A 21147-nucleotide genomic window follows, 5' to 3' on the forward strand; every position below is an offset into this window, starting at 1 on the left:
GCCGGGCGGTTGAATGACGGGGTGGGCAACTTCTTCACGCTGCGCGACGATCTACCGGGACAGCGCGGCCGGACCGGAGTGATCCATACGCCGCACGGTGACATTCACACCCCTGCGTTCGTGGCCGTGGGAACCAAGGCGACGGTCAAGGCAGTCCTGCCCGAGACGATGAAAGAGCTTGGTGTGCAGGCGGTTCTCGCCAACGCCTATCACCTGTATCTGCAACCGGGCCCGGATATCGTCGACGCGGCGGGCGGGCTCGGCGCGTTCATGAACTGGCCGGGGCCCACGTTCACCGATAGTGGCGGTTTCCAGGTGCTGTCGCTGGGGTCGGGGTTTCGCAAGGTGCTCGCGATGGATACCGGGCGCGTCCAAGCCGACGACATCATCGCCAAGGGCAAGGACAGGCTCGCCCGTGTCGATGACGACGGTGTCACGTTCACCTCCCATCTCGACGGTTCCACGCACCGGTTCACCCCCGAGGTGTCGATGCAGATTCAGCATCAGCTCGGTGCCGACATCATGTTCGCCTTCGACGAGCTGACCACGTTGGTCAATACCCGCAGCTACCAGGAACAATCGGTACGACGTACCCACGACTGGGCGGTGCGCTGCGTCGACGAGCACCGCAGGCTCACCCTGGAACGTGCCGACAAGCCGTATCAGGCGTTGTTCGGTGTGGTGCAGGGCGCGCAGTACGAGGACCTGCGGCGTGAAGCGACCAGGGGACTCGTCGGCATCAAGGACGCTGACGGCCGGGGCTTCGATGGCTATGGCATCGGCGGGGCGTTGGAGAAACAGAATCTGGCCACCATCGTCGGCTGGGTGACCGACGAACTCCCCGACGACAAACCGCGTCACCTGCTCGGGATCAGCGAGCCCGATGATCTGTTCGCCGCGGTCGCGGCAGGCGCCGACACCTTTGACTGCGTCTCACCGTCGAGGGTCGCCCGCAATGCCGCGGTGTATTCGAACGACGGCCGGTTCAATATCACCGGCGCCCGCTACCGGCGTGATTTCACCCCCATCGACGCCGAATGTGATTGCTACACCTGCGCGAACTACACCCGCGCCTACCTTCATCACCTGTTCAAAGCCAAGGAGATCCTGTCCGCGACGCTGTGCACCATCCACAACGAGCGGTTCATCATCCGGCTGGTCGACCAGATTCGGGACTCGATCACCAACGGCGAGTTCACTGAGCTGCGTGAACACGTGCTCGGTCGGTACTACGCGTAGGGCCCTGGCTGATCCGGTCGGGGATGTCGAGCCAGACTAATCGGTGTCACTTACACTGACGGCAATATTGACTTGCTGAGTCCGGCGCGCCGCGGAGAACTGCTTGCAGGGTGGGGATATGTCGTGAGCGCACCGGACCTGGTAAGGGTGTGCGGCAGTCGCGCGAATTCGCAGCGCACGACTGCCGTTCCGGTCGCCGTCGGCGTCGCGTTGGCTCTGACGTTCCTGTTGGTTTACGACTGGGGTGGCGGCGGAGTTCTCAACGTCAGCAGCCGCTTACCCCTGTTGGCGTTATCGATCTATGCCACAGTTTGTGCGGTGCTTGCCGCGCGATTCGCCCATGGGTCAGCGAGGCGAGCGTGGCAGACCATGGTGGTCGCGCTCGCAACCTGGGCCACGGGCGACGTCATCCAGGTCCTGTACGTGCTCGGACTGCCGAGTGCACCGTTTCCGGGCCCGTCGGCGTTCATCCATCTCATCTCCAGCTGGCTGATCGCCGTCGCGATGGTCGTATTCCTGGCCTCACAGACGTTGGGGTCGAGGCTGCGCTTCCTGCTCGACGGAGTGACCGCGGTGCTGTGCCTGTCATTGGTGTTCTGGGTGACTGCTTTGCACCGGGCGTTCGACGGTGGCCCGCGTCCGACCGCCGCGCTCGTGGTGGTGGCGCTCTTTCATGCGGGTGACCTGTTGGCGCTGACGATCAGTGTGCTGGTTGTCGTGCGTTCCAATGCCCATGATCGGGCTGCGCTGTGGTTGCTGACCGGTGCGATCGCTTTGGTGGCGATCACGCACAACGCGTTCGCGTACCTCGTCGTCAGCGGTGGCCGTACCGGCGGTGGCAGCCCGGCCGAAATCGTCTGGGCCGCAGCGCTGATCACCTTCGCCGCGGCCGCGTTACTGAGCCGGCGGGTGTCGCCACCACCGCCACCGGCGCCACCGGCACCCTCGAAGTCGTCGCTGTGGTTGCCGTACATCCCGTTGCTGTTGGCCGGCACCGTAGGACCCGCGCTTGTGATGTCGGGCTCGGCGCGATTCCTCGTGCCCCTGGTCATGGTGGTCGTCTGCCTGCGACAGACGATGGCGGCGTGGGAGAACCGGCGGCTGTTGGTGGCGGCGACCGAGCAGGCGCTGCGGGATCCGTTGACAGGTCTGGCGAACCGCATCCTGTTCCAAGACCGACTAGAGCGCGCAATGATGAGCCGTCAGCGAGACGGCCGTTCGGTGGCAGTCGTGTCGCTGGATCTCGACGACTTCAAGCTGGTCAACGACAGCCTTGGTCATGCGGCCGCGGACACCATTCTGATTCACGTCGGCCAGCGCATCAGCGCGTGTGTCCGCCCCGGCGACACCGTCGCGCGTCGGGGTGGTGACGAATTCGTCCTTCTCCTCGAGGGCCACGCCGAGGAGTGCCACCTGGTTGCCGAACACGTGGTCGACGCGTTCCGTGAGCCGTTTCTGATCGATGGGGAGAGATTGCTGCTACATCCCAGCGTCGGCATCGCGGTCGCATCGCCGGCCGAGCCGGAGCTGACAGCAGAGACGTTGGTCAAGCGCGCAGATGTCGCGATGTACGCGGCCAAGCGCGCACAGGCCAATATTTTGCGCACCTTCAGCCCCGACATGGCACTACCCACACCAGACCTGGTGCAGACGACCAACGGAATTACCGAAGGTCGGTCACTCGCCGGCGACGGGGCCGCGCAGGTTCGACTGCTGGGCGAGCTGCGCCACGCCACACACCACAACGGCCTGGACGTGGTCTACCAGCCCAAGGTGGACCTCAACACCGACCGGATCACCGGGGTAGAGGCGCTGTTGCGCTGGCCGCATCCACAGCTGGGTGAACTCCAACCTGCTGCGTTCATATCGCTGGTTCGAAAGCATGGCCTGATGCGGCCGGTGACCGATTTGGTGCTGGGTAGAGCCTTGGATGACGCCGCGAGCTGGGTGTCACAAGGAGTGCGCATGCCGGTCGCAGTGAACCTGTTCGCCCCGTTGCTCAGCGATGCCCAACTGCCCGATGAGCTGTGTGCTGCGCTCGATGAACGCAATCTTGCTCCTGATCTACTGACCATCGAGATCACCGAGGATCTGGCCCTTAGTGAGGTAGGTCGGGTGACCGCGATCTTGGCGCGGCTGCGTGAGTACGGCATCCGGGTGGCCATTGACGATTTCGGCAGCGGCTATTCGGCGCTGTCCTATCTGCGCGATCTACCGATCGACGAGGTCAAGCTGGATCGCCACTTCATCGAGTCGGTGACGCGCGGCGCGCGGGCCGCAGCGGTGGTGCGATCGGTGATCGACCTCGCTCGCGAGCTCGATATCACTGTCGTAGCTGAGGGCGTGGAGGACGCCGACACCGCGACCTGGTTGCGGGAGCACGGCTGCAATGTGGGGCAGGGCTACTACTTCGGCCGGCCAGTCACTGCCGCGGGGATCAGCCGGCTGATGCGGAAAGAAGGCGTCGTTCAGGGTTCGCGGGCTACTTACGAAGTGTAAGTTCCCGTCATGGGTGCAGATCAGCGGCAGTATGTGGTCATCGGCGGGGGATTGGCCGGGTTGGCGTCCGCTGTGTGGTTGGCCGAGGCGGGAAAGAAGGTCACCCTGCTCGAGCGTCGCGGGCAACTCGGTGGACGGGCACACGCGATGCGCGCCGATGTGGGGGGCTCGTCACCCAACAGCGATGTACCCGACAACGGGCAGCATGTCATCGCCAGCGGTTACGAGCATCTGTTTCGTTACCTGACAAGCATCGGGACCCGTCAGCATGTCGCCTTCCCGAAGCACTCCACGCTGCGTTGGCCGGACGGTCGCAAGGTGACCATGCAGACCACCGGGTTCGGTGCCGTGCGGACCTTGTTCGGGGTACATCCCGACGCCAGCGTCGGCGACCGGTTACGCGCCGCCCGCGCCACCCTGCGTTTGGGTTGGCAAGCGCTGCATCCGCCCGCCGATCTCGCTGACCTCACCACCGAACAATGGTTTGAGCGGGTAGGGATGCCCGCTCCTGCTCGAGAAGCGTTGTGGGACTGGCTGGCTCTGGGTATCGCGGCCGAGCCGGTGTCGCGCGAATCGGCGAAGGTGTTCGCCAATGTGCTGGCCACCGGTTTTCGGCTGGGAGTCAAGCATCGAACCCCGGTTACCATCGGCTATCCCACAGTGGATCTCGACACGCTGTACATCGCCGGTGCGCTGAGATTCTTCGAAGAGCACGGTGTTCAGCTGCGCTATCGCGCCGTTGCTCGCCGGATTCACATCGCCGACGGTGTGGTCACCGGAGTGCAACTGGCCGACGGAACGATGGTGGCGGCCGATGCTGTGGTGTGTGCGGTGCCCAACTCGAATATCGGCGGGCTACTGGACGATCTCCCTGAGCATGCCGAAATCTATTCCGCAGCAGATAAATTGGGGTCTACTCCGATTGTCAGCACCAATCTGTACCTGGATCGGCCATTGGGCACCGAGTCTGCATTCGAAGGACTGATCGGCGGGACCGGGGTCATCGACGAGGTATTCGACCGGCAGATCATGCACGGCAGGCGCACCGACGGCGGCGCCTGGTTGTACTGCCTGACCACCAGCGGTGCGTATGAACAGATCCACAAGACCAATGACGAGATCGTGGCGGAGCAGATGGCTCTTCTGCGCCGCTATTATCCCGCTGCTGCACAGGCCAAAGTCGTTGAGGCGCAGGTCGTGAAGATGCCAAAGGCGACCTTCTCCCAGGTGGTCGGGATGGATTCGCTACGGCCGCCGCAACGTACCTCGGTGCCCTCGCTGGTCCTGGCCGGCGACTGGACAGCCACCGACTGGTCGGCGACCATGGAGAGCGCGGTCCAAAGTGCTTCCAGGGCCGTTGATCTGCTCCTGAAGTCGCCGTCGGCGTGACAGTGCAGGGCACGGCCGCCCGCCGTCGCATGTCGGGTGCGCAGCGCCGAAACCAATTGCTGGACCTGGCAAGGGATATCGTCGCTGCCGATGGTTTCGCGTCGCTGAGCATCGACCGGCTCGCCCGCGCGGCGAACGTGACCCGAACCGTCGTCTATCAGAACTTCCAGGATCTGCCCGGGGTGATGGATGCGCTCCTGGAACGAGAATCAGCCATTGCCGTCGCGGGCATCAGCAGTGTCGACTGGTCGGAACCCGACGCAGCAGATGTCACAGACCGAGTCGGGCGCGGGATTCTGGCGTATCTGCGCGCGGCGCCGAACAGTTGGCGCATCATCCTGTATCCGTCCGACGGCGCGCCGCCACAACTACGGGGCCGCATCGAGATTGGCCGCTCCTACGCGCGAAGAGTCGCCGCGCGGCACCTCTCGCAGGCGATCGAGGCGCAGGTGGATCCCGACGGCGTTACAGTGCGGATCGTGCTGGCAGCCATCGAGGAGTTGGCTCGACTACATCTCGGCGACCCGCAGCGCTACCCCGATGACGTGGTTCTACGTTATCTGCAATCTCTTGTCAGTTGGGCTGCTCACACCGAAATGGGCTAGGCAACAGGACGATCCGAGATCTCCACCGTCGATCCCACTCGAATGGTGCCCGAGGTGAGGACCCGGCAGATCGAACCCGTACGCCCCCGCAGCGCTGCGCCGGCACCGAGTCCGATGGAGTCGTCCAACAGCCGGCATGGCGCTGACGGGCGGACGACTTCGAGTTCGACATCGTCGATCGTCAGGTGAGTACCGTGGCGGGTGGGGATGTCACCCGCGTCGACGGTGATATTGCGTCTGGTCCCGCTGGGATCGAATTCGTGACCCAGTGCCTCCACCGCACCGTCGAGCATCTCCTGCGATTGGATCGTCACTTGCAGGCGGCGACTACCGTGGTAGCGGTCGCCCACCAATCCGCTATCGGCTTCGGCCACCACCAGGTCGACCGAGCGCATTGGCAGCCTGCGGCCCGGCGCGATATGCAGTGCCGACACTTTCACGCCGCAATTCTACGAAAATGGGGACACAGCGCGGCGGCCAGGGCCCGGGCGCACTACCGCTAGACATCCCAGGTTCGTAAGTGTCAAGCGGCCTGGGTGTCAGGGTTAGTTTGGCGGTGCGCCCAGGCCTTGTGTTCGTTGTAGTGGGTGTGGTGGCGCAGACAGCCGTGGAGGATGCCGACGAATCGGTTTCCGACGGCTCGAAGGGCTTGGTGGTGAAGGTCGCCAGCTGCGCGGTGTTGGTCGTAGTAGGCGCGGGCCCCAGGGCTGGACCTCAGCGCGCAGAAGGCCCACATGTCGATAGCGTCGTAGAGGCGGCGATTACGTACGTGGCGGGCAAGCACAGCGCGTTTTCTGCCCGAGGCGATGGTCAATGGTGAAGTTCCGGCGTAGTTCTTGCGACACTTGGCGGTGGTGAATCGGTTCGGATCATCGCCGAGCTCGCCGAGCACCCGGGCGCCGAGGATGACACCAAGTCCTGGCAGGGAGAGGTAGATGTCGGCGTCCGGGTGTGTCTCAAAATGTGTTGCCAGCTCAACCTCAAGGTCGGCGACCTGATGGTTGAGCTCATTGATGATGCCGACCATGGCGCGGGTGCTCGCCGCGAACGCTGCGGTCACTGCGGCGGGGGCGGTCAGCTGTTCGCTGCGTAACGCAGCCTGAATCTCTTGAGCGCGAGTATCCAGATTGCGTTGTCGCCCAGCAGCTTTGAGTGCCGATCGGATTTTGGCGAGACTCAAGGTAGCGGCTTGAACCGGGCTCGGGGCGCGACCTAGAACTGCCAAGGCGTCGCGGTCGTGTAGATCGTCGAATGCCTCCAGTGCACCCGGGTAGTACTCCCGCAGCGCCGACCGCAGGGCGTTGGTGTGCTGGTTTCGGGTCCAGATCAGGTTCTGATGCGCCCGGGCCAACACCTTGACCGCTTCAGCTTCAGCGGTATCGCCAGCGACGAGTCGGTGGTTGTGCCGGTCGGTGCGCACGAGATCGGCCAGGAGTTTGGCGTCGGCGGCATCAGACTTGGCTCCCGAGACGTGGTGGCGGTCGCGGTAGCGGGCGGCCGCCATGGGGTTGATGGCATACACCTGGTAGCCGGCGGCTACGAGTGCGGTGACCCATAAGCCGCGGTCGGTTTCGATCCCGATGATCACCTGGCCGGGTTCTGCGGTGTGTCTGGCCAACAGTTCATGGAACTCGCCAATTCCGGCAAGTCCCTCGGGTAATCGACGCGAAGCCAGTCGCGTCCCGGTCTCGTCCATGAGATGGACGTCGTGATGGTCCTCGGCCCAGTCGTCGCCGACGAAGATCATGTAGCACCCTCCTTGGTCGTCAAACATGTTCGAGCCCAGGGGTGCCCGGCGACGAGCTAATGGATCAGTGCTCAGGTGGCACGACATCCCATCAGTGCTTGTAGGAACCCTTACCACCGGTCGGGGCGTGATCTAGCTTTAGAAGTCGATCATCGCTTCAGCAGGTAATGACGCTCACCGACCGGCGGCTCGGTGAACAGCGTCCCTCTCACCATTCGATATCACGAGGAGGCGCGCTGTTCAATACCCATTAGCAGGTACCCGATACTGGGCGTCAGCACGGGCGACGTCAGCCGTCGGTGACGGCATGATCGGTGACACACAGTTCCGACGCTCCGCCCGCCGAGAAGAGAAGAGTCATCTGATGAACTGGAACCCAAGCGACACCGCCGTCGTATTCATCGACCCGCAGAACGACGTCCTGAGCCCCACCGGGATCAACTGGGGGGCCACCGGCGCCAGCGTCACCGAGAATGACACCGTCGCGCACATGCTCGCAATCTTCAAGGCCGCCAAGGAAGCGTCGTTCGGGATGTTCATCTCACCGCACTACTTCTATCCCACCGATCATGGCTGGTTGTTCAACGGCGCACTGGAAGCCGACGAGTTGCGCACGGGCACCTTCGACCGGCCGGGCCCCTTGAACCTCGACGGGCTGACCGGCTCTGGCGCCGACTGGCTCGAGGAGTTCAAGCCCTATATCAACGATCCGGACACCGTTGTTGTCAGCCCGCACAAGGTATTTGGCTCGCAGACCAACGATCTGGTTCTGCAGTTGCGTAAACGACGAATCAACAAGGTCCTGCTTGGTGGCATGCTCGCCAACATGTGCGTCGAATCGCATTTGCGTGATCTGCTCGAGCAGGGGTTCGAGGTCTACGTGATTCGTGACGCCGTCGCCGGTCCCCGCCACCCTGAATGGGGTGACGGCTACCAGGCCGCGTTGGTCAACTATGCGTTCCTGGCTCACGGGGTGGTCTGGACCGAGGACGTTGTCACTGCGATGCACGCCACGGTCACAAGTGGCGCTCAGCCCGGCTGATAGATCCACGGCTGCCTGGGTAGCCGCCCTGGGTCGAACTCGTCGAGCATGCCCGAAAGCGTCCGGGCGCCGAAGCCCAGTGATTCGGCGATCTGCGATAACGCCTTATGCTGACCGATATCCGAAAGTGTCACCGCACCATCACGTTTCGCCAACCGCTTACGGGCAGCATTGAGCACCAGCGGTACATGCGCGTAGCTGACCGGCGGATAGCCCAGTAAGGATGCGAGGTACGCCTGCCGCGGCGACGAGGACAACAGGTCATCGCCGCGCACCACTTGATCGATGCCTTGCGCGGCGTCATCGACCACCACTGCCAGGTTGTACGCGATCACACCATCGCCGCGCCGCAGCACGAAATCATCGACCACCCCGGTGTAGTCGCCGTGTAGAAGGTCGGTCCCGGTGTACTCGTACGTGTCGGATCGCAAGCGCAGCGCCGGTGGCCGACCGCGGGCTCGTCGCTCGGCTCTGGCAGTATCGGTGAGGTCACGGCAGGTGCCGGGGTAGGCACCCTCCGGTGCGTGCGGCGCCCGCGGTGCCTGCAGGATATCCCTTCTGCTGCAATAACATTCGTAGGTCAGACCACGTGTAAGTAGACCGTCGACCACCGCTTCGTAACGCGCGATGTGCTGGTGCTGGTATTGCGGCGGTTCATCCCAGGTGACACCGATCGCGGTCAAATCGTCCAGCTGTCGCGCCGCGGTGCTGGCGGCGGCACGGTCATCGAGATCCTCGACCCGAAGCAGGAATCTTCGCCCGGTTGAGCGGGCAAACAACCAGGCCAGGGCGGCGGTGCGAAGGTTGCCGATGTGCAGATCAGCCGACGGGCTGGGGGCGAACCGGCCCCCGCCGGCGATCAGGTTCGGCACCACGTCTGGTGATCCGTCTCGACGAAGCCCGCGCACCCGTCGGCATCGGTCCGTGATATCGCGGAGTAGCCGGCGCCGTCGCCGGTGAAGTAGTAGTAGTTCGCGCTGTCCCTACCGTAAATCCAGTAGTTGCTTGAGCCTTCGTTGATGACGGTGGGGTCGAACGCCCACAACGACGACTCACGCGGGATGTGGTTGACCGGCTCGACGGCCAACAACCACAGGTTCGACCCGAGGTTAGTGCCGGCCAGGACTATCGCCGCGCAACAGATCACCGCGATGGAGATGGCGCGCAACATCGCCCGATGCTAGCAATCTCCTCCACCACTGCATCTGGACAGACCGTCGCAATGGTAGACAACAGGGGACAGTACCGGGGTTGGCACGGGAGGGTACCGATGAAAGTTCTTATCACCGGGGGCACCGGCTTCGTTGGGGCGTGGACAGCGAAGGCCGTGCAGGATGCCGGGCATCAGACCCGATTCTTCGTGCGCACGCCGGCCAAACTGGGTACCAGTGCCGAGCAGATTGGCGCCGACGTCAGCGACTACGTCGTCGGTGACATCGCCGACGCCGGAGCCACTGCGGCGGCGCTGGATGGCTGTGACGCTGTCATCCACTGCGCAGCAATGGTTTCCACGGACCCGGATCGCGCCGATGAGATGCTGCACACCAATCTAGAAGGTGCGCGCAACGTACTGGGCGGCGCGGTCGCGGCGAAGTTGGATCCGATCATCCACGTCTCGAGTTTCACTGCGCTGTTCCGTCCAGGACTGGAAGTGCTACACGCGGACCTGCCCGTTGTCGGCGGTTCAGACGGATACGGCAAGTCCAAGGCAGTGGTGGAGGCCTACGCGCGCGGTTTGCAGGACGCCGGTGCACCGGTGAACATCACCTACCCCGGGATGGTGCTGGGATCGCCTGCCGGCGACCAATTCGGCGAAGCTGCCGAGGGTGTGGAGGCCGCGGTGAAGATGCACGGCGTGCCGGGACGTGGGGCCGCCTGGATCGTGGTGGATGTCCGTGACCTGGCTGCCATGCACACCGCACTGCTGGAGCCCGGCAAGGGTCCGCGCCGCTACATGGCGGGTGGCCAGCGCATCCCGGTAGACCGGATTGCGTCGCTGATCGGCGCCGCGGCCGACCGCCACCTCGTGGTGGTCCCGGTTCCAGATGTCGCGCTGCGGGCACTGGGATCGCTGTTCGACGTCATCGGCGACCAGCTGCCCTTCGAGACGCCGATCAACTCGGCAGCAATGCAGTACTACACCCAGATGCCAGAATCGGATGACTCCCCGAGCGTCCGGGAACTTGGTGTCAGACAACGTGATCCGGCGGAGACGGTGGCCGATACCGTCGAGGGGTTGCAGCGGGTCGGCCGTATCTAGCCGCCAAGGCCGGAGACGATATCGCCGAGGCTGAACGCGGCCGGCTGTTCGAGCTGCGCATAGGTGCAGGACCGCGGGTCACGGTCGGACCGCCAGCGGTTGAACTGCGCGGTGTGCCGGAACCGCTCGCCTTCCATATGGTCGTAGCGAACCTCGACCACCAGCTCAGGTCGCAGTGGGACGAACGACAGGTCCTTTCCAGCGTTCCAGCGCGATCCTTCGTTCTTGCGTGGTGTGCGCTCCCCGCCCATGTGCGCGGCCCAGTTCCACGGATGGTCGTCGAAGGTGGTGACCAGCGGTTGAAGTTCGGTAAAAAGGTTGCGCCGCTTGGCCATCGGGAACGCACCGATGACCCCGACCGATGCCAGCACGCCATCGTCGCGGTAGAGCCCGAGCAGGAGCGAGCCGATCGCGTCGGGACCGGATTTGTGGAGTCGGTAGCCGGCCACCACACAGTCCGCTGTCCGCTGATGCTTGATCTTGAACATGACCCTCTTGTCCGGCTGATAGGTGCCGGTCAGCGGCTTGGCGACGACACCGTCGAGACCAGCCCCCTCGAACTCGGAGAACCATCGTCGCGCCGTGTCGATATCGGTGGTGGCCGGGGTGAGGTGTACCGACTGTCCGGCACCGCGCAGCGCCGACACGAGTGCGGCACGTCGCTCGGCGAATGGTCTCGTGGTGTAGTCGTCCTCGCCGAGGGCAAGTAGATCGAAGGCGATGAAGGAGGCCGGGGTCTTCTCGGCGAGCATCCGCACCCGCGAATCGGCCGGGTGGATGCGCTGTTGCAGCGCTTCGAAATCCAGTCCGCTGGCAGTGGCGACGACGATCTCGCCGTCGATGACACAGCGCGTCGGCAACTCGGCTTTGATGGCGGCAACCAGTTCAGGGAAGTAACGCGTCATGGGGCGCTCGTTGCGGCTGCCCAACTCCACCTCGTCACCGTCGCGGAAGCAGATCGACCGGAAGCCATCCCACTTCGGTTCATAGGAGGCATCGGCGGGAATGGTGTCGACCGACTTGGACAGCATCGGCGATACCGGGGGCATGATGGGCAGCTCCATCGGACCATTCTGGCCTCCTGGGATTGCGCCTACTGGGTGGCTTGGTTGAACAAGCCGGTGATGAAGCCGTTTTGGGCGTCGAAGAACCGTGGCCCGACCTGATCCCAGCCGCCCAGATCGGCGACCGTCCAGATCGTTTCGGGGGCGGGGAATTGGTCGGCGAACTCAGCGGCGATCTGGGGATTTGTGGGCCGATAACCCTGCTCTGCCCAGATGCGTTGGCCGGCGTCGCTGAACAAATAGTTGACGATGCGCGTCGCGTCTTCGTAATGGCGACTGGTCTTGACGACTGCGACGGGGGAATCCATCTGCAGCGTCTGCGGCGGCACTATGCGCTCGACTGGCAGGCCCTGGCGCTGCATGTCCAGGGCGATGCTCTCGGAGGCCAGGAGCACGTCACCGCGGCCGTGCTCGAACTCGTCGACGGCGGCCTTGACGGTGGTAGGACCCAACATGACGTGCTCGAGAATGAGGCGGCGAAGGTAGTCTTTGCCGGCTTCCGGGTTCTGGTTTCCAGCGCTGGTTGCCGCATAGGCCGCGAGCAGCGCCCATCGCCCGGAGCCGACTTTCACCGGGCTCGGGGTGAGCACCTCAAGGCCAGGCTGCAGCAGATCGGCCCACGTGGCTATGCCGCGGGGATTGCCCTTGCGGACCACGATGGTGGCGATCGAACCGAACGGGACTCCGCCCGTAGGCCCGCTGTTCCAGTCGGGGGAGATCAGATTCGCCCGCACCAGCGCGGTCATATCGGACTCAGTGCTCAGATGCACAACATCAGCCGGCTTGCCGGCCAGCACAGCGCTGACCTGGTCGCCGGAGGAAGCGAAGTTTGGTGCGAGCGCGATTCCGGCGCCCTCCGACGTGGCGTAGAAGGCATGCACGGTGGCATTCCAACCGGGCTCTGAGGCATTGAAGGCAACGATCTGCACCGCGGCGTCGTTGACCGGCGAGCTGGCCACGCTCGGCTTGTCGGCACACCCCGCCAGCACGGTCGCAGCTACCACGACCGCAGCAGCTCGAAACAAGAAAGTGCGGGACCTTATTCTCCGCATCTGTCCTCCGACAGCAACATGACAATTCACGATGCATCGGAGTCTACCTCGTAGTTAGCGCAATAATGTCGATGTAGCGAACTCTGAGCCCCCGGCGCTTTGTATGCACTTGATCGCGGGATTGCCCCATTGACGCCGTCAGCAATCTCATCCGATGAGATTGCCCGGTGTCGGCTGTCTAGGTAACTATGGACAACGTGCCCCTGCCGGTAATGCCGCCGATCGAGCCGATGCTGGCCAAGGCGGCCGCCCAGGTGCCGGTCGACCCCGGGGTGTGGTCCTACGAGCCCAAATGGGATGGCTTTCGGGCACTGGCCTTCCGTGACGGCGATGATGTGATGCTGCAGTCGCGCAGCGGTAAGGAATTGGGCCGGTACTTCCCCGAACTGCTGGTCGCGCTGCGCGACGAGCTCGCGCCACGCTGTGTGCTCGACGGTGAGGTCGTCGTCCCCCGTGAGATCGACGGACGGGTCAGGCTCGACTGGGAGTCGCTGAGCCAACGCATCCACCCGGCCCAGAGTCGCGTGAGCATGCTCGCCGAGCAGACGCCGGCGCATTTCATCGGCTTCGATGCCCTGGCCACTGGTGATCGATCGTTACTGGATCAACCGTTTCGGGTCCGACGTGATGCGCTGCGGGAACTTCTGACCGAGAAGAGCTGGTGTCATGTCACCCGCACCACCGAGGATCCTGAGCTGGGGACGACGTGGCTGCAGGAATTCGAAGGTGCCGGGCTGGACGGGGTGATCGCCAAACGGCTCGACGGTCACTACCTGCCGGGCAAGCGTGAGATGGTCAAGATCAAACACGCCCGCGATGCGGATTGCGTCGCCATCGGATACCGCATCCACAAGAGCGGTGAGGGTATCGGCTCCATTCTGCTTGGCCTCTACCGTGATGACGGCGAGCTTCAGATGGTGGGTGGCGCAGCATCATTCACTGTCAAGGCGCGTGCCGAGCTGCTTGCCGAACTCGAACCGTTGCGCGAGGGCGAAGACCTGGTCCGCGACGGAGAGCCGAGCAGATGGAACTCGGCGGCCGATAAACGCTGGATTCCGATCCGGCCCGACCGGGTATGCGAGGTGGCCTATGACCAGATGGAGGGCAACAGTGCATATGGGGTGCGGTTTCGGCATGCGGTGAAATTTCTTCGCTGGCGACCGGATCGCGATCCGTCGAGCTGCACCTTTGCTCAGTTGGACGTACCGCTGACCTACGACCTGTCCGACGTATTGGAGTCATAATGGCCACTGCTGCAGAAGAACTCGACGTCGACGGCGTCAAGGTGCGGTTGTCGAACCCCGACAAGATCTACTTCCCCAAGCTGGGGGCCGGCGGTACCAAGCGCACTCTTGTCGAGTACTACCGCACGGTGGCCTGCGGCCCGATGCTGGCGCCGTTGCGCGATCGCCCCACGCACCTGCAGCGTTTTCCCGACGGTATCGACGGCGAGGAGATTTACCAGAAGCGGGTGCCGCAAAAGCATCCCGACTATCTGCAGACGTGTGAGATCACCTTCCCGTCCGGCCGTACCGCCGATGCGCTGAAGGTGACGCATCCGTCGGCGATCGTGTGGGCTGCCCAGATGGGTACGGTCACGCTGCATCCCTGGCAGGTGCGCTGCCCCGACACCGAACATCCCGATGAGTTGCGCATCGATCTGGATCCGCAGCCGGGTACTGATTTCAGGAATGCCGCCGACGTAGCTGTTGGCGTGCTGAAGCCACTCCTCGACGAACTCGGTCTGGTTGGGTACGCCAAGACATCCGGCGGCCGGGGTGTCCACGTCTTCCTGCGGATCGCCACCGACTGGGATTTCATCGCGGTGCGCCGGGCAGGTATCGCCCTGGCTCGCGAATTAGAGCGTCGTGCACCGGATCTGGTGACATCGTCGTGGTGGAAGGAAGAGCGGGGCGAGCGCATCTTCGTCGACTTCAACCAGAACGCCCGCGACCGGACGATGGCCTCGCCGTACTCGGTGCGGCGCACTGCAATTGCCACCGTGTCGACGCCGCTGTCCTGGGACGATTTAGCCGACGCGGACCCTGACGACTACACGATGGCGACCGTGCCGAAAATCGTTGCCTCTCGCGATGATCCGTGGGCTGATATCGATTCCAACGCCCAGTCGATCCAGCCGCTGCTGGACATGGTCGCTGCCGACGAGGACCGCGGACTCGGGGACATGCCGTACCCGCCGTCGTATCCGAAGATGCCGGGGGAGCCGCCGCGCGTGCAGCCGAGCAAAAAGGTGGCAGCCAACTGGGATAAAGACGAGTAGCCCGAAATCGATTTCAGGCGGCGAAGCTGTACGTCGGGCGGGCATCCGATAGCCTCCCGCTGTGCTTGTGCTGCTGCCGCCGTCGGAGACCAAACGCGTGGGTGGCCATCGGCCCCCGCTGCAGCTGGAGTCGTTGAGCTTCCCCTCGCTGATGCCGCTTCGCGCAGCTCTGGTCGACGAGGTCGTCACGCTGGCGGCCGACGTGCCGGCCAGCCGCCGCGCCCTGAAGATCGCGGCCACCCTGGACGGCGAGATCGAACGGAACGCGGCGCTGCTCCATTCGCCGACGCTGCCCGCGATCAGCCGCTACACCGGGGTGTTGTACGACGCGCTGGACGTCGAATCGCTCAAAGGCGCCGCGGCCGAGCGGGCGCGCAGTCGGCTGGTCATCTCCTCGGCATTGTTCGGTCTGCTGCGGGCCGATGATTCGGTGCCCGGCTACCGGTTGTCCGCGACATCGGCCTTACCTGCCGGTGGCACGCTGGCGGCCCGCTGGCAGAGCGTGCTGGAACCAGAACTGGAACGGCTCGCCGCCGCCGAGCTGATCGTCGATCTGCGGTCGGGGTCGTATGTGTCGCTGGGCAGGCTGCCGGGCGCGGTGCGGGTCGACGTCGTCAACGAACACGCCGGTGGGACCCGAAGCGTCGTCAGCCATTTCAATAAAGCGCACAAGGGCCGGTTGGCCCGCGTACTGGCGGGCACCAAAGCCGAGCCAACGGATGCGGCCGCGGTCGCCACCATCGCCCGTCGCGCCGGCTTTCAGGTGGAGCGTCGCGGTAACGACCTGACGATCGTGCTACCTATCAGCTGACCGGACCGCTGCCCAGCGTCACCTTGGCCTGGCGATCTTGGCCCGAGGCGTCCCGCCATGTCATATCCACGACATTGCCCGGGTAGCGCTGGTCGAGCACATCGGTCAGGGCGTTGGCCGAGCCGATGGGAGTGCCGTCGATGGTCGTGAGTACGTCACCAGGGCGCAGTCCGGCCTGATCAGCGGGCCCGCCGCGCAGGATGGTCCGCACGGGAAGGCCGCCACCGTTATCGCCCGGCCCGGCGCTGATCCCGACGCCGAGGATGGCCGACGGGCCGATATGCACTGCCGGCGACGGTGTTCCCGAGCGGATCTGGTTGACGATGCCGAGCGCCTTGTTGATGGGGATCGCGAAGCCTTCGCCGCCAGGGGTGCTCCTGCCCATCTTGAAGTTCAAGGTGGCAGCGGCATTGAGCCCGACGACCTGGCCCGCGCTGTTGACCAGCGCCCCGCCCGAATCGCCGGAGCGCAGGTTGGTCGAGGACTCGATCAGGTCACCGAGCTGATGTGAGCTGCCGGTCAGTTCGTCGTGGGCATCGATGCTGCGCCCGAGTTGGGTGACCGCACCCTGCTCATGGGTCAGCGGGGCCCCTGTCCCGTTGGCGTTGCCGATCGTGATGACCGGATCCCCGATCGCGACGGTGGCCGAATCACCCAGCGGAGCGGTCGGCAGTCCCGAGGCGCCCCGCAGTTGTAGCAACGCGATGTCGTCGTCGCGGTCGTAGCCGACCACGTCGGCGTCGAACGTTTGTCCCGTCGCGATGCTGAGCACCTGGATGGTGTTCGCGCCCTGGATGACGTGGTGGTTGGTCAGAATCTGGCCATCCGGGCTCAGGATGATGCCGGTGCCGTTGCCGATCACACCCTGGTAGTCGACGGTCGTGGTGATCTGGACCAGACCGGGCTCCACCATGGCGATCAGGGCGGCCGGATCGACCGGGGCCGCCGGTGCCAGATCGATTCCGCCCGCAGTGAGTGCAATATCGCGGTGCGTTCCAGCTGGGGCACCCAAGGCCAGGACGGTCAGCGCCATTGCGGGCACTGCCCAACGAAGCAGACGTGTTCGCGCGGTCATGCCCTGCCTCTCGGCGATCCGGGGTGGATCGTTACCCCCTCCTATATAACCTGACCCCGGTGAAATGAATCAGCTGGCTAACTTGTGGGCACCACGCCGCGGGGCAGGATCAGCGGTAGATCGTTGTAGGTGACGATGCCCGGCGCCGCGGCGACGACGGCAGGGATCGCGTTCAGCGGGGGTGTCGCGGTCATGATGTGCCCCAGCACCATGAACTCTTCCAGCGTGGTGGCCTCGAAATCCGGCGGCGGCAGGAAACCGACCTTCATCGTCACCGTCGGGCGGCCCGCGACCTCGATCACCCAGCCGTCCTGCTCGATAGGCCAGTCCGGGTCCAGCGTCTGGCCCTTCTTCCACAGCAGGGAGAGTTCGACCCGGGTGACGCCGCCCACGATGCCTTTCCACACGGCGTGCACCCCGGCGACCCCGCCCGCGGGAATGGTCCATGAGCCCAGGTCGAGATCGGCTGTCGTCTGGGCGTACTCGGCATCGCAGCGCACCTCGTCGAATTCGATACCGAGCGCGTCACCGATCATCCGGACCGCCTCGCCGAACACCCCGGTGCCGTGGGCGGTCATCGCCTGCAGATCCGGGTGGTCGATGGGTTGGCCGAAGCCGACCGGTTTCTCGGTGTCGGGGGAGTCGTAGAAGGTGGTGTCGGCGGCCTCGTTGACAGTGATCTTGTCGACGCGGTCGCAGATCCCGGCCGCCACGATGGCCAGTTGGTTGACGTAGCCGGGGCTGATGCCGGAGCCGAACATCGTGGCTCCGCCACGCTCGCAGGCCTGCGCGATCCTGTCGCGGCCCTCGCCCTGGTTGTGTCCGGTGATGAACGACGCGGTCGCGACGACGTTGACGCCCGCGGACAGGATCTGGACCAGCTCGTCGACGTCGATCCACATCGGGTTGTAGACGACGACATCGGGTTTCAGCGCAAGTAGCGCGTCGATATCGTTGGTGGCGCTGACGCCGAGCGGTCCGATACCGACCAGTTCACCGACGTCCTTGCCCGTTTTGTCCTTCGACCAGGCGTAGCAGCCGACGAGTTCGAGGCTGGGGTTGATGGCGATGGCCGCGACGGAGCTTTTGCCGACGTTGCCGGTGGTCCACTGAACGACCCGGTAGGGAGCGTTATTGCGCGTGTTGTTGAGCACTCGCACAGCATAAGGTCGCCCGACGGATTAGCGAGGCTAAATGATTGGCGATTTTCAGTCGTCGGAAACGGCCACAGATCCTGAGCCGCCGACACCACGACGCGGTTTGGCGTTGACGCCACGGGTCTTGCCCAGCGGGCGGCGGTTGCGCAGCCCGGCCGGTGTCTTCTCGTCAGCCTCGACTTCTTCGGCCTCGACTCCGGGGGCTTCCTCGGTCTCGAGGTCGGTCTCTGTCTCGGCGGCGGGCTGGGCGTCGTCGGTGGTGTCGTCTGCGTCGGAGGCGTCAACATTTGTTGACGCCGTTTCGGGGGACGCCTTCGCCTTCTTCGGTTTGAGCGGCTTCGGCGGCGGTGGCGGCAATTCGGCGACGAATGCCAGGTAGAACGCCAACGCACCGAGGACGGCGATGGCGGCGGCGCCGCCGTAGACCCCGAAGATCCAGCGGCCGACGTTATCGAGGTTGAGCCAGATCTCGGCGATGGCGGTCCCCACGATCAGCACGGCAGCCAACACGTGAGCCACGATCGACCACAACCGCAGCGACAGCGCCAGCTGCGGCGTCCCGAACTCCGGCCTGCGGGTCTTGATCAGGGTGAAGACCACCGGAAGGGCGGTCAGCCCGATCAGTGCGCCGGTGACGATCCGCATCGTCGTGCCAAGTCCGTGGGAAACATCACCAGTCAGCTCCCACCAGCGCGGGAGGACGAACAAGAAGAACAGAACGGCAGCGACGAGGAAGGACAAGCCATGCCACGACATCGCGAGACCGCGCCGCATACCCCTCCTTGGGTTTGTGTGTGCCCGGGGTGTCAACCGCATCCGCTGGCCTCAGCCAGACACACGGTCGACACCCCGGGAACTGTGCGCGGAGGATAGGGGATTTGAACCCCTGAGGGCGTTAACCCAACCCGCGTTCCAGGCGAGCGCCATAGGCCACTAGGCGAATCCTCCGTCGGCAATGGTAGCCGAGGCTGCTGAGTGCACCGTCACGGCTGCGGTGCATCCGCGTCTTGAGAGGCATCGGAGCCGTATTAGACTCGCTGTGGACCCCGCGCGGCGTCTATCCTGTGAACTCCCCCAGGGCCGGAAGGCAGCAAGGGTCAATGGGCTCTGGCGGGTGCGCGGGGTCCCCTGGATTTTGGTTCCGGATCCCCCGTCTTGACGGTGAAAGGCCCACGGTGTCGTTCCTCTCCCTTGGCCTCGCGGAACTTCAGGCCGAACACGAACAGCAGCAGCGCAACTATGTCGAGCTGCAGGCCAAGAAGCTCACGCTGGACCTGACTCGCGGTAAACCGTCACCGGCGCAGCTCGACCTGTCGAACGCGCTGCTCGGATTGCCCGGGTTAGCAGAAGGGGCATATCGCGACGGGGAAGGCACCGATACCCGCAACTACGGCGGGCAGCACGGGTTACCCGAGTTGCGGGCGATATTCGGTGAGCTGCTGGGCATTCCGGTGCCGAACTTGATCGCGGGCAACAACGCCAGCCTCGAAATGATGCACGACATCGTGGTGTTCTCCCTTCTGCACGGCGGGGTCGACTCGCCCAGGCCGTGGCTGGATGAGGTCCGCGATGGAAGCGCACTCAAATTCCTGTGCCCGTCACCGGGTTACGACAGGCATTTCGCCATCACCGAGACCATGGGTTTCGAGATGATTGCGGTGCCGATGCTCGAAGACGGCCCCGATCTCGACATGATCGAAGAGCTGGTTGCCGTCGACCCCACCATCAAAGGCATGTGGGCTGTGCCGGTGTTCTCCAATCCCACCGGTGCGGTCTATTCCTGGGAGAAAACCCGCCGTCTGGTTCAGATGCACACGGCGGCAAAGGATTTCCGAATTTTCTGGGATAACGCCTATCCCGTGCACACGCTGACCCACGATTTCCTGCGCCAGATCGATGTACTGGGGCTGGCCGCGAAGGCCGGGAACCCCAACCGGCCTTACGTATTCTCGTCGACGTCGAAGATCACCTTCGCCGGCGCCGGGGTCAGCTTCTTCGGTGGATCGCTGGGCAACATCGCCTGGTATCTGCAGTACGCCGGGAAGAAGTCGATCGGCCCGGACAAACTCAACCAGTTGCGCCACCTGCAGTTCTTCGGTGACGCCGACGGGGTGCGGCTGCAGATGCAGCGTCACCAAGAGCTGCTGGCCCCGAAGTTCGCCTTGGTTGCGGAGATCCTCGAAGACCGACTCGGTGAGTCGAAGATCGCGTCGTGGACCGATCCCAAGGGTGGCTACTTCGTCAGCCTCGATGTACTGCCGCGCACGGCGCGACGGACCATCGCCCTGGCCAAGAACGCCGGTATCGCCGTCACGGAAGCGGGCGCAGCGTTTCCTAACCGGAAAGATCCGGAGGACAAGAATATTCGGATCGCGCCCTCATTCCCGTCGCTACCGGAGCTGCAGGCGGCGATCGACGGCCTTGCCACGTGCGCGCTGCTGGCCGCCACAGAGTCCATGCTCTCGGAATAATCGCCAAGGCGGTCTGGCTATTCTGCGTGCGGTAAATCGGTAGCTCCGCGGAGATGCAGACCATGACGATTGCTTACGCCGTCCTCGTCGTCCTGACAGTGGCGGTCCATTTCGCCTTCATCGCCTACATGGTGACAGGTGGATTCCTGGCCCTGCGGTGGCCGAAGACCATTTGGGTGCACGTTCCTGTGGTGATCTGGGGGATCGCGATCGAGCTGATCGATTTCGTCTGCCCGTTGACCGCGTTGGAACGATGGGCCCGCCCCAGGGCGGGTTTGGGTCCCATGCCCGCCGACGGTTTCATCGAACACTATCTGACCGGCGTGGTGTACCCCGCGAGCTCGGCCAACCTGGTGCTCCTGCTGGCGCTCGTGACCGTTGTGACGTCGTGGGTGATGGTGTCGCGGTCACGGCGACGGCAGCCGGTCCCGGCCGGGCGGAACTAGTCGGCCGGG

General features: G+C 64.4%; 20 protein-coding genes, 1 tRNA gene and 1 other RNA gene. 12 read left to right on the top strand and 10 right to left on the bottom strand.

From position 1 onward, the window contains the following. The first annotated feature begins 39 nt into the window (after positions 1 to 39). The 4 genes from tgt to ADBZ9O_RS04710 all read left to right on the top strand — a co-directional run bounded on the left by tgt (position 40) and on the right by ADBZ9O_RS04710 (position 5732). Positions 40 to 1239 carry a tRNA guanosine(34) transglycosylase Tgt gene (gene tgt / locus ADBZ9O_RS04695; protein WP_526532835.1) on the top strand — a complete coding sequence of 400 codons (1200 nt, stop codon included), beginning with the start codon at positions 40 to 42 and terminating at the stop codon, positions 1237 to 1239. Between the two features lie 123 nt (positions 1240 to 1362). Then, positions 1363 to 3738 (top strand): putative bifunctional diguanylate cyclase/phosphodiesterase, encoded by a 2376-nt coding sequence (locus tag ADBZ9O_RS04700; RefSeq protein ID WP_526528862.1) that lies wholly within the window; start codon positions 1363 to 1365, stop codon positions 3736 to 3738. 9 nt (positions 3739 to 3747) lie between these two features. Beyond that, complete coding sequence (gene hpnE, locus ADBZ9O_RS04705) at positions 3748 to 5127, top strand: hydroxysqualene dehydroxylase HpnE (protein WP_526528864.1); 1380 nt, start codon at positions 3748 to 3750, stop codon at positions 5125 to 5127. Positions 5128 to 5156: 29 nt separating this feature from the next. After that, on the top strand, positions 5157 to 5732 hold the full coding sequence (locus ADBZ9O_RS04710; RefSeq protein WP_526532837.1) for a TetR/AcrR family transcriptional regulator: 576 nt from the start codon (positions 5157 to 5159) through the stop codon (positions 5730 to 5732). Here the strand turns inward: ADBZ9O_RS04710 and ADBZ9O_RS04715 are convergent. Both ADBZ9O_RS04715 and ADBZ9O_RS04720 read right to left on the bottom strand, forming a co-directional pair. After that, positions 5729 to 6172, bottom strand: coding sequence for an MOSC domain-containing protein (locus ADBZ9O_RS04715; protein WP_526528866.1), 444 nt, complete (start codon positions 6170 to 6172; stop codon positions 5729 to 5731). The two genes, ADBZ9O_RS04710 and ADBZ9O_RS04715, sit on opposite strands and share 4 nt — an antisense overlap. Before the next feature lie 83 nt (positions 6173 to 6255). Further along, complete coding sequence (locus ADBZ9O_RS04720) at positions 6256 to 7479, bottom strand: IS110 family RNA-guided transposase (RefSeq protein ID WP_526528397.1); 1224 nt, start codon at positions 7477 to 7479, stop codon at positions 6256 to 6258. Positions 7480 to 7843: 364 nt separating this feature from the next. Between ADBZ9O_RS04720 and ADBZ9O_RS04725 the strand changes: the two genes are divergently transcribed. Further along, complete coding sequence (locus ADBZ9O_RS04725; protein ID WP_526528868.1) at positions 7844 to 8521, top strand: cysteine hydrolase family protein; 678 nt, start codon at positions 7844 to 7846, stop codon at positions 8519 to 8521. Here the strand turns inward: ADBZ9O_RS04725 and gluQRS are convergent. Further along, positions 8509 to 9396, bottom strand: coding sequence for a tRNA glutamyl-Q(34) synthetase GluQRS (gluQRS, locus tag ADBZ9O_RS04730; RefSeq protein ID WP_526528870.1), 888 nt, complete (start codon positions 9394 to 9396; stop codon positions 8509 to 8511). The genes ADBZ9O_RS04725 and gluQRS overlap by 13 nt on opposite strands. Continuing rightward, positions 9381 to 9692 (bottom strand): hypothetical protein, encoded by a 312-nt coding sequence (locus ADBZ9O_RS04735; RefSeq protein WP_526528872.1) that lies wholly within the window; start codon positions 9690 to 9692, stop codon positions 9381 to 9383. Before ADBZ9O_RS04735 ends, gluQRS begins: the two co-directional genes overlap by 16 nt. A gap of 99 nt (positions 9693 to 9791) precedes the next feature. Between ADBZ9O_RS04735 and ADBZ9O_RS04740 the strand changes: the two genes are divergently transcribed. Next, entirely contained in the window at positions 9792 to 10781 is a 990-nt protein-coding gene (locus tag ADBZ9O_RS04740) for an NAD-dependent epimerase/dehydratase family protein (protein ID WP_526528874.1), read from the top strand. On the opposite strand, the gene ADBZ9O_RS04745 is transcribed toward ADBZ9O_RS04740, so the two are convergent. Both ADBZ9O_RS04745 and ADBZ9O_RS04750 read right to left on the bottom strand, forming a co-directional pair. Beyond that, positions 10778 to 11845 carry an ATP-dependent DNA ligase gene (locus ADBZ9O_RS04745; RefSeq protein ID WP_526528876.1) on the bottom strand — a complete coding sequence of 356 codons (1068 nt, stop codon included), beginning with the start codon at positions 11843 to 11845 and terminating at the stop codon, positions 10778 to 10780. The two genes, ADBZ9O_RS04740 and ADBZ9O_RS04745, sit on opposite strands and share 4 nt — an antisense overlap. Positions 11846 to 11874: 29 nt before the next feature. Continuing rightward, positions 11875 to 12849: an extracellular solute-binding protein gene (locus tag ADBZ9O_RS04750; protein ID WP_526528878.1), complete on the bottom strand. Its 975-nt coding sequence runs from the start codon at positions 12847 to 12849 to the stop codon at positions 11875 to 11877. 236 nt (positions 12850 to 13085) lie between these two features. On the opposite strand from ADBZ9O_RS04750, the gene ADBZ9O_RS04755 reads away from it, so the two are divergent. From ADBZ9O_RS04755 to yaaA, 3 genes are all read left to right on the top strand, one after another. Further along, complete coding sequence (locus tag ADBZ9O_RS04755) at positions 13086 to 14141, top strand: ATP-dependent DNA ligase (RefSeq protein WP_526528880.1); 1056 nt, start codon at positions 13086 to 13088, stop codon at positions 14139 to 14141. Continuing rightward, complete coding sequence (ligD, locus tag ADBZ9O_RS04760; RefSeq protein ID WP_526528882.1) at positions 14141 to 15178, top strand: non-homologous end-joining DNA ligase; 1038 nt, start codon at positions 14141 to 14143, stop codon at positions 15176 to 15178. Before ADBZ9O_RS04755 ends, ligD begins: the two co-directional genes overlap by 1 nt. Before the next feature lie 61 nt (positions 15179 to 15239). Then, positions 15240 to 15989 carry a peroxide stress protein YaaA gene (gene yaaA / locus ADBZ9O_RS04765; protein ID WP_526528885.1) on the top strand — a complete coding sequence of 250 codons (750 nt, stop codon included), beginning with the start codon at positions 15240 to 15242 and terminating at the stop codon, positions 15987 to 15989. On the opposite strand, the gene ADBZ9O_RS04770 is transcribed toward yaaA, so the two are convergent. From ADBZ9O_RS04770 to ADBZ9O_RS04785, 4 genes are all read right to left on the bottom strand, one after another. Further along, positions 15982 to 17064 (bottom strand): S1C family serine protease, encoded by a 1083-nt coding sequence (locus tag ADBZ9O_RS04770; protein WP_526528887.1) that lies wholly within the window; start codon positions 17062 to 17064, stop codon positions 15982 to 15984. The genes yaaA and ADBZ9O_RS04770 overlap by 8 nt on opposite strands. A 77-nt stretch (positions 17065 to 17141) precedes the next feature. Further along, positions 17142 to 18218, bottom strand: coding sequence for an NAD(P)H-dependent amine dehydrogenase family protein (locus ADBZ9O_RS04775; RefSeq protein ID WP_526528889.1), 1077 nt, complete (start codon positions 18216 to 18218; stop codon positions 17142 to 17144). Between the two features lie 54 nt (positions 18219 to 18272). After that, complete coding sequence (lucA, locus tag ADBZ9O_RS04780; protein ID WP_526528891.1) at positions 18273 to 18995, bottom strand: lipid uptake coordinator LucA; 723 nt, start codon at positions 18993 to 18995, stop codon at positions 18273 to 18275. Between the two features lie 89 nt (positions 18996 to 19084). Beyond that, a tRNA-Ser gene (locus tag ADBZ9O_RS04785) sits at positions 19085 to 19169 on the bottom strand. A 90-nt stretch (positions 19170 to 19259) separates the two neighbouring features. Here ADBZ9O_RS04785 and ffs point away from each other — a divergent pair. The 3 genes from ffs (at position 19260) to ADBZ9O_RS04800 (ending at position 21138) form a co-directional block, all read left to right on the top strand. Further along, an RNA gene (gene ffs / locus ADBZ9O_RS04790) (signal recognition particle sRNA small type) lies at positions 19260 to 19354 on the top strand. Positions 19355 to 19396: 42 nt separating this feature from the next. After that, positions 19397 to 20692 carry an aspartate aminotransferase type Ic gene (locus ADBZ9O_RS04795; RefSeq protein WP_526528893.1) on the top strand — a complete coding sequence of 432 codons (1296 nt, stop codon included), beginning with the start codon at positions 19397 to 19399 and terminating at the stop codon, positions 20690 to 20692. A gap of 62 nt (positions 20693 to 20754) precedes the next feature. Then, positions 20755 to 21138 (top strand): DUF2784 family protein, encoded by a 384-nt coding sequence (locus ADBZ9O_RS04800; protein ID WP_526528896.1) that lies wholly within the window; start codon positions 20755 to 20757, stop codon positions 21136 to 21138. The last annotated feature ends 9 nt before the right edge of the window (positions 21139 to 21147 follow it).

This window comes from Mycobacterium sp., from assembly GCF_965229105.1.
GTDB lineage: Bacteria > Actinomycetota > Actinomycetes > Mycobacteriales > Mycobacteriaceae > Mycobacterium.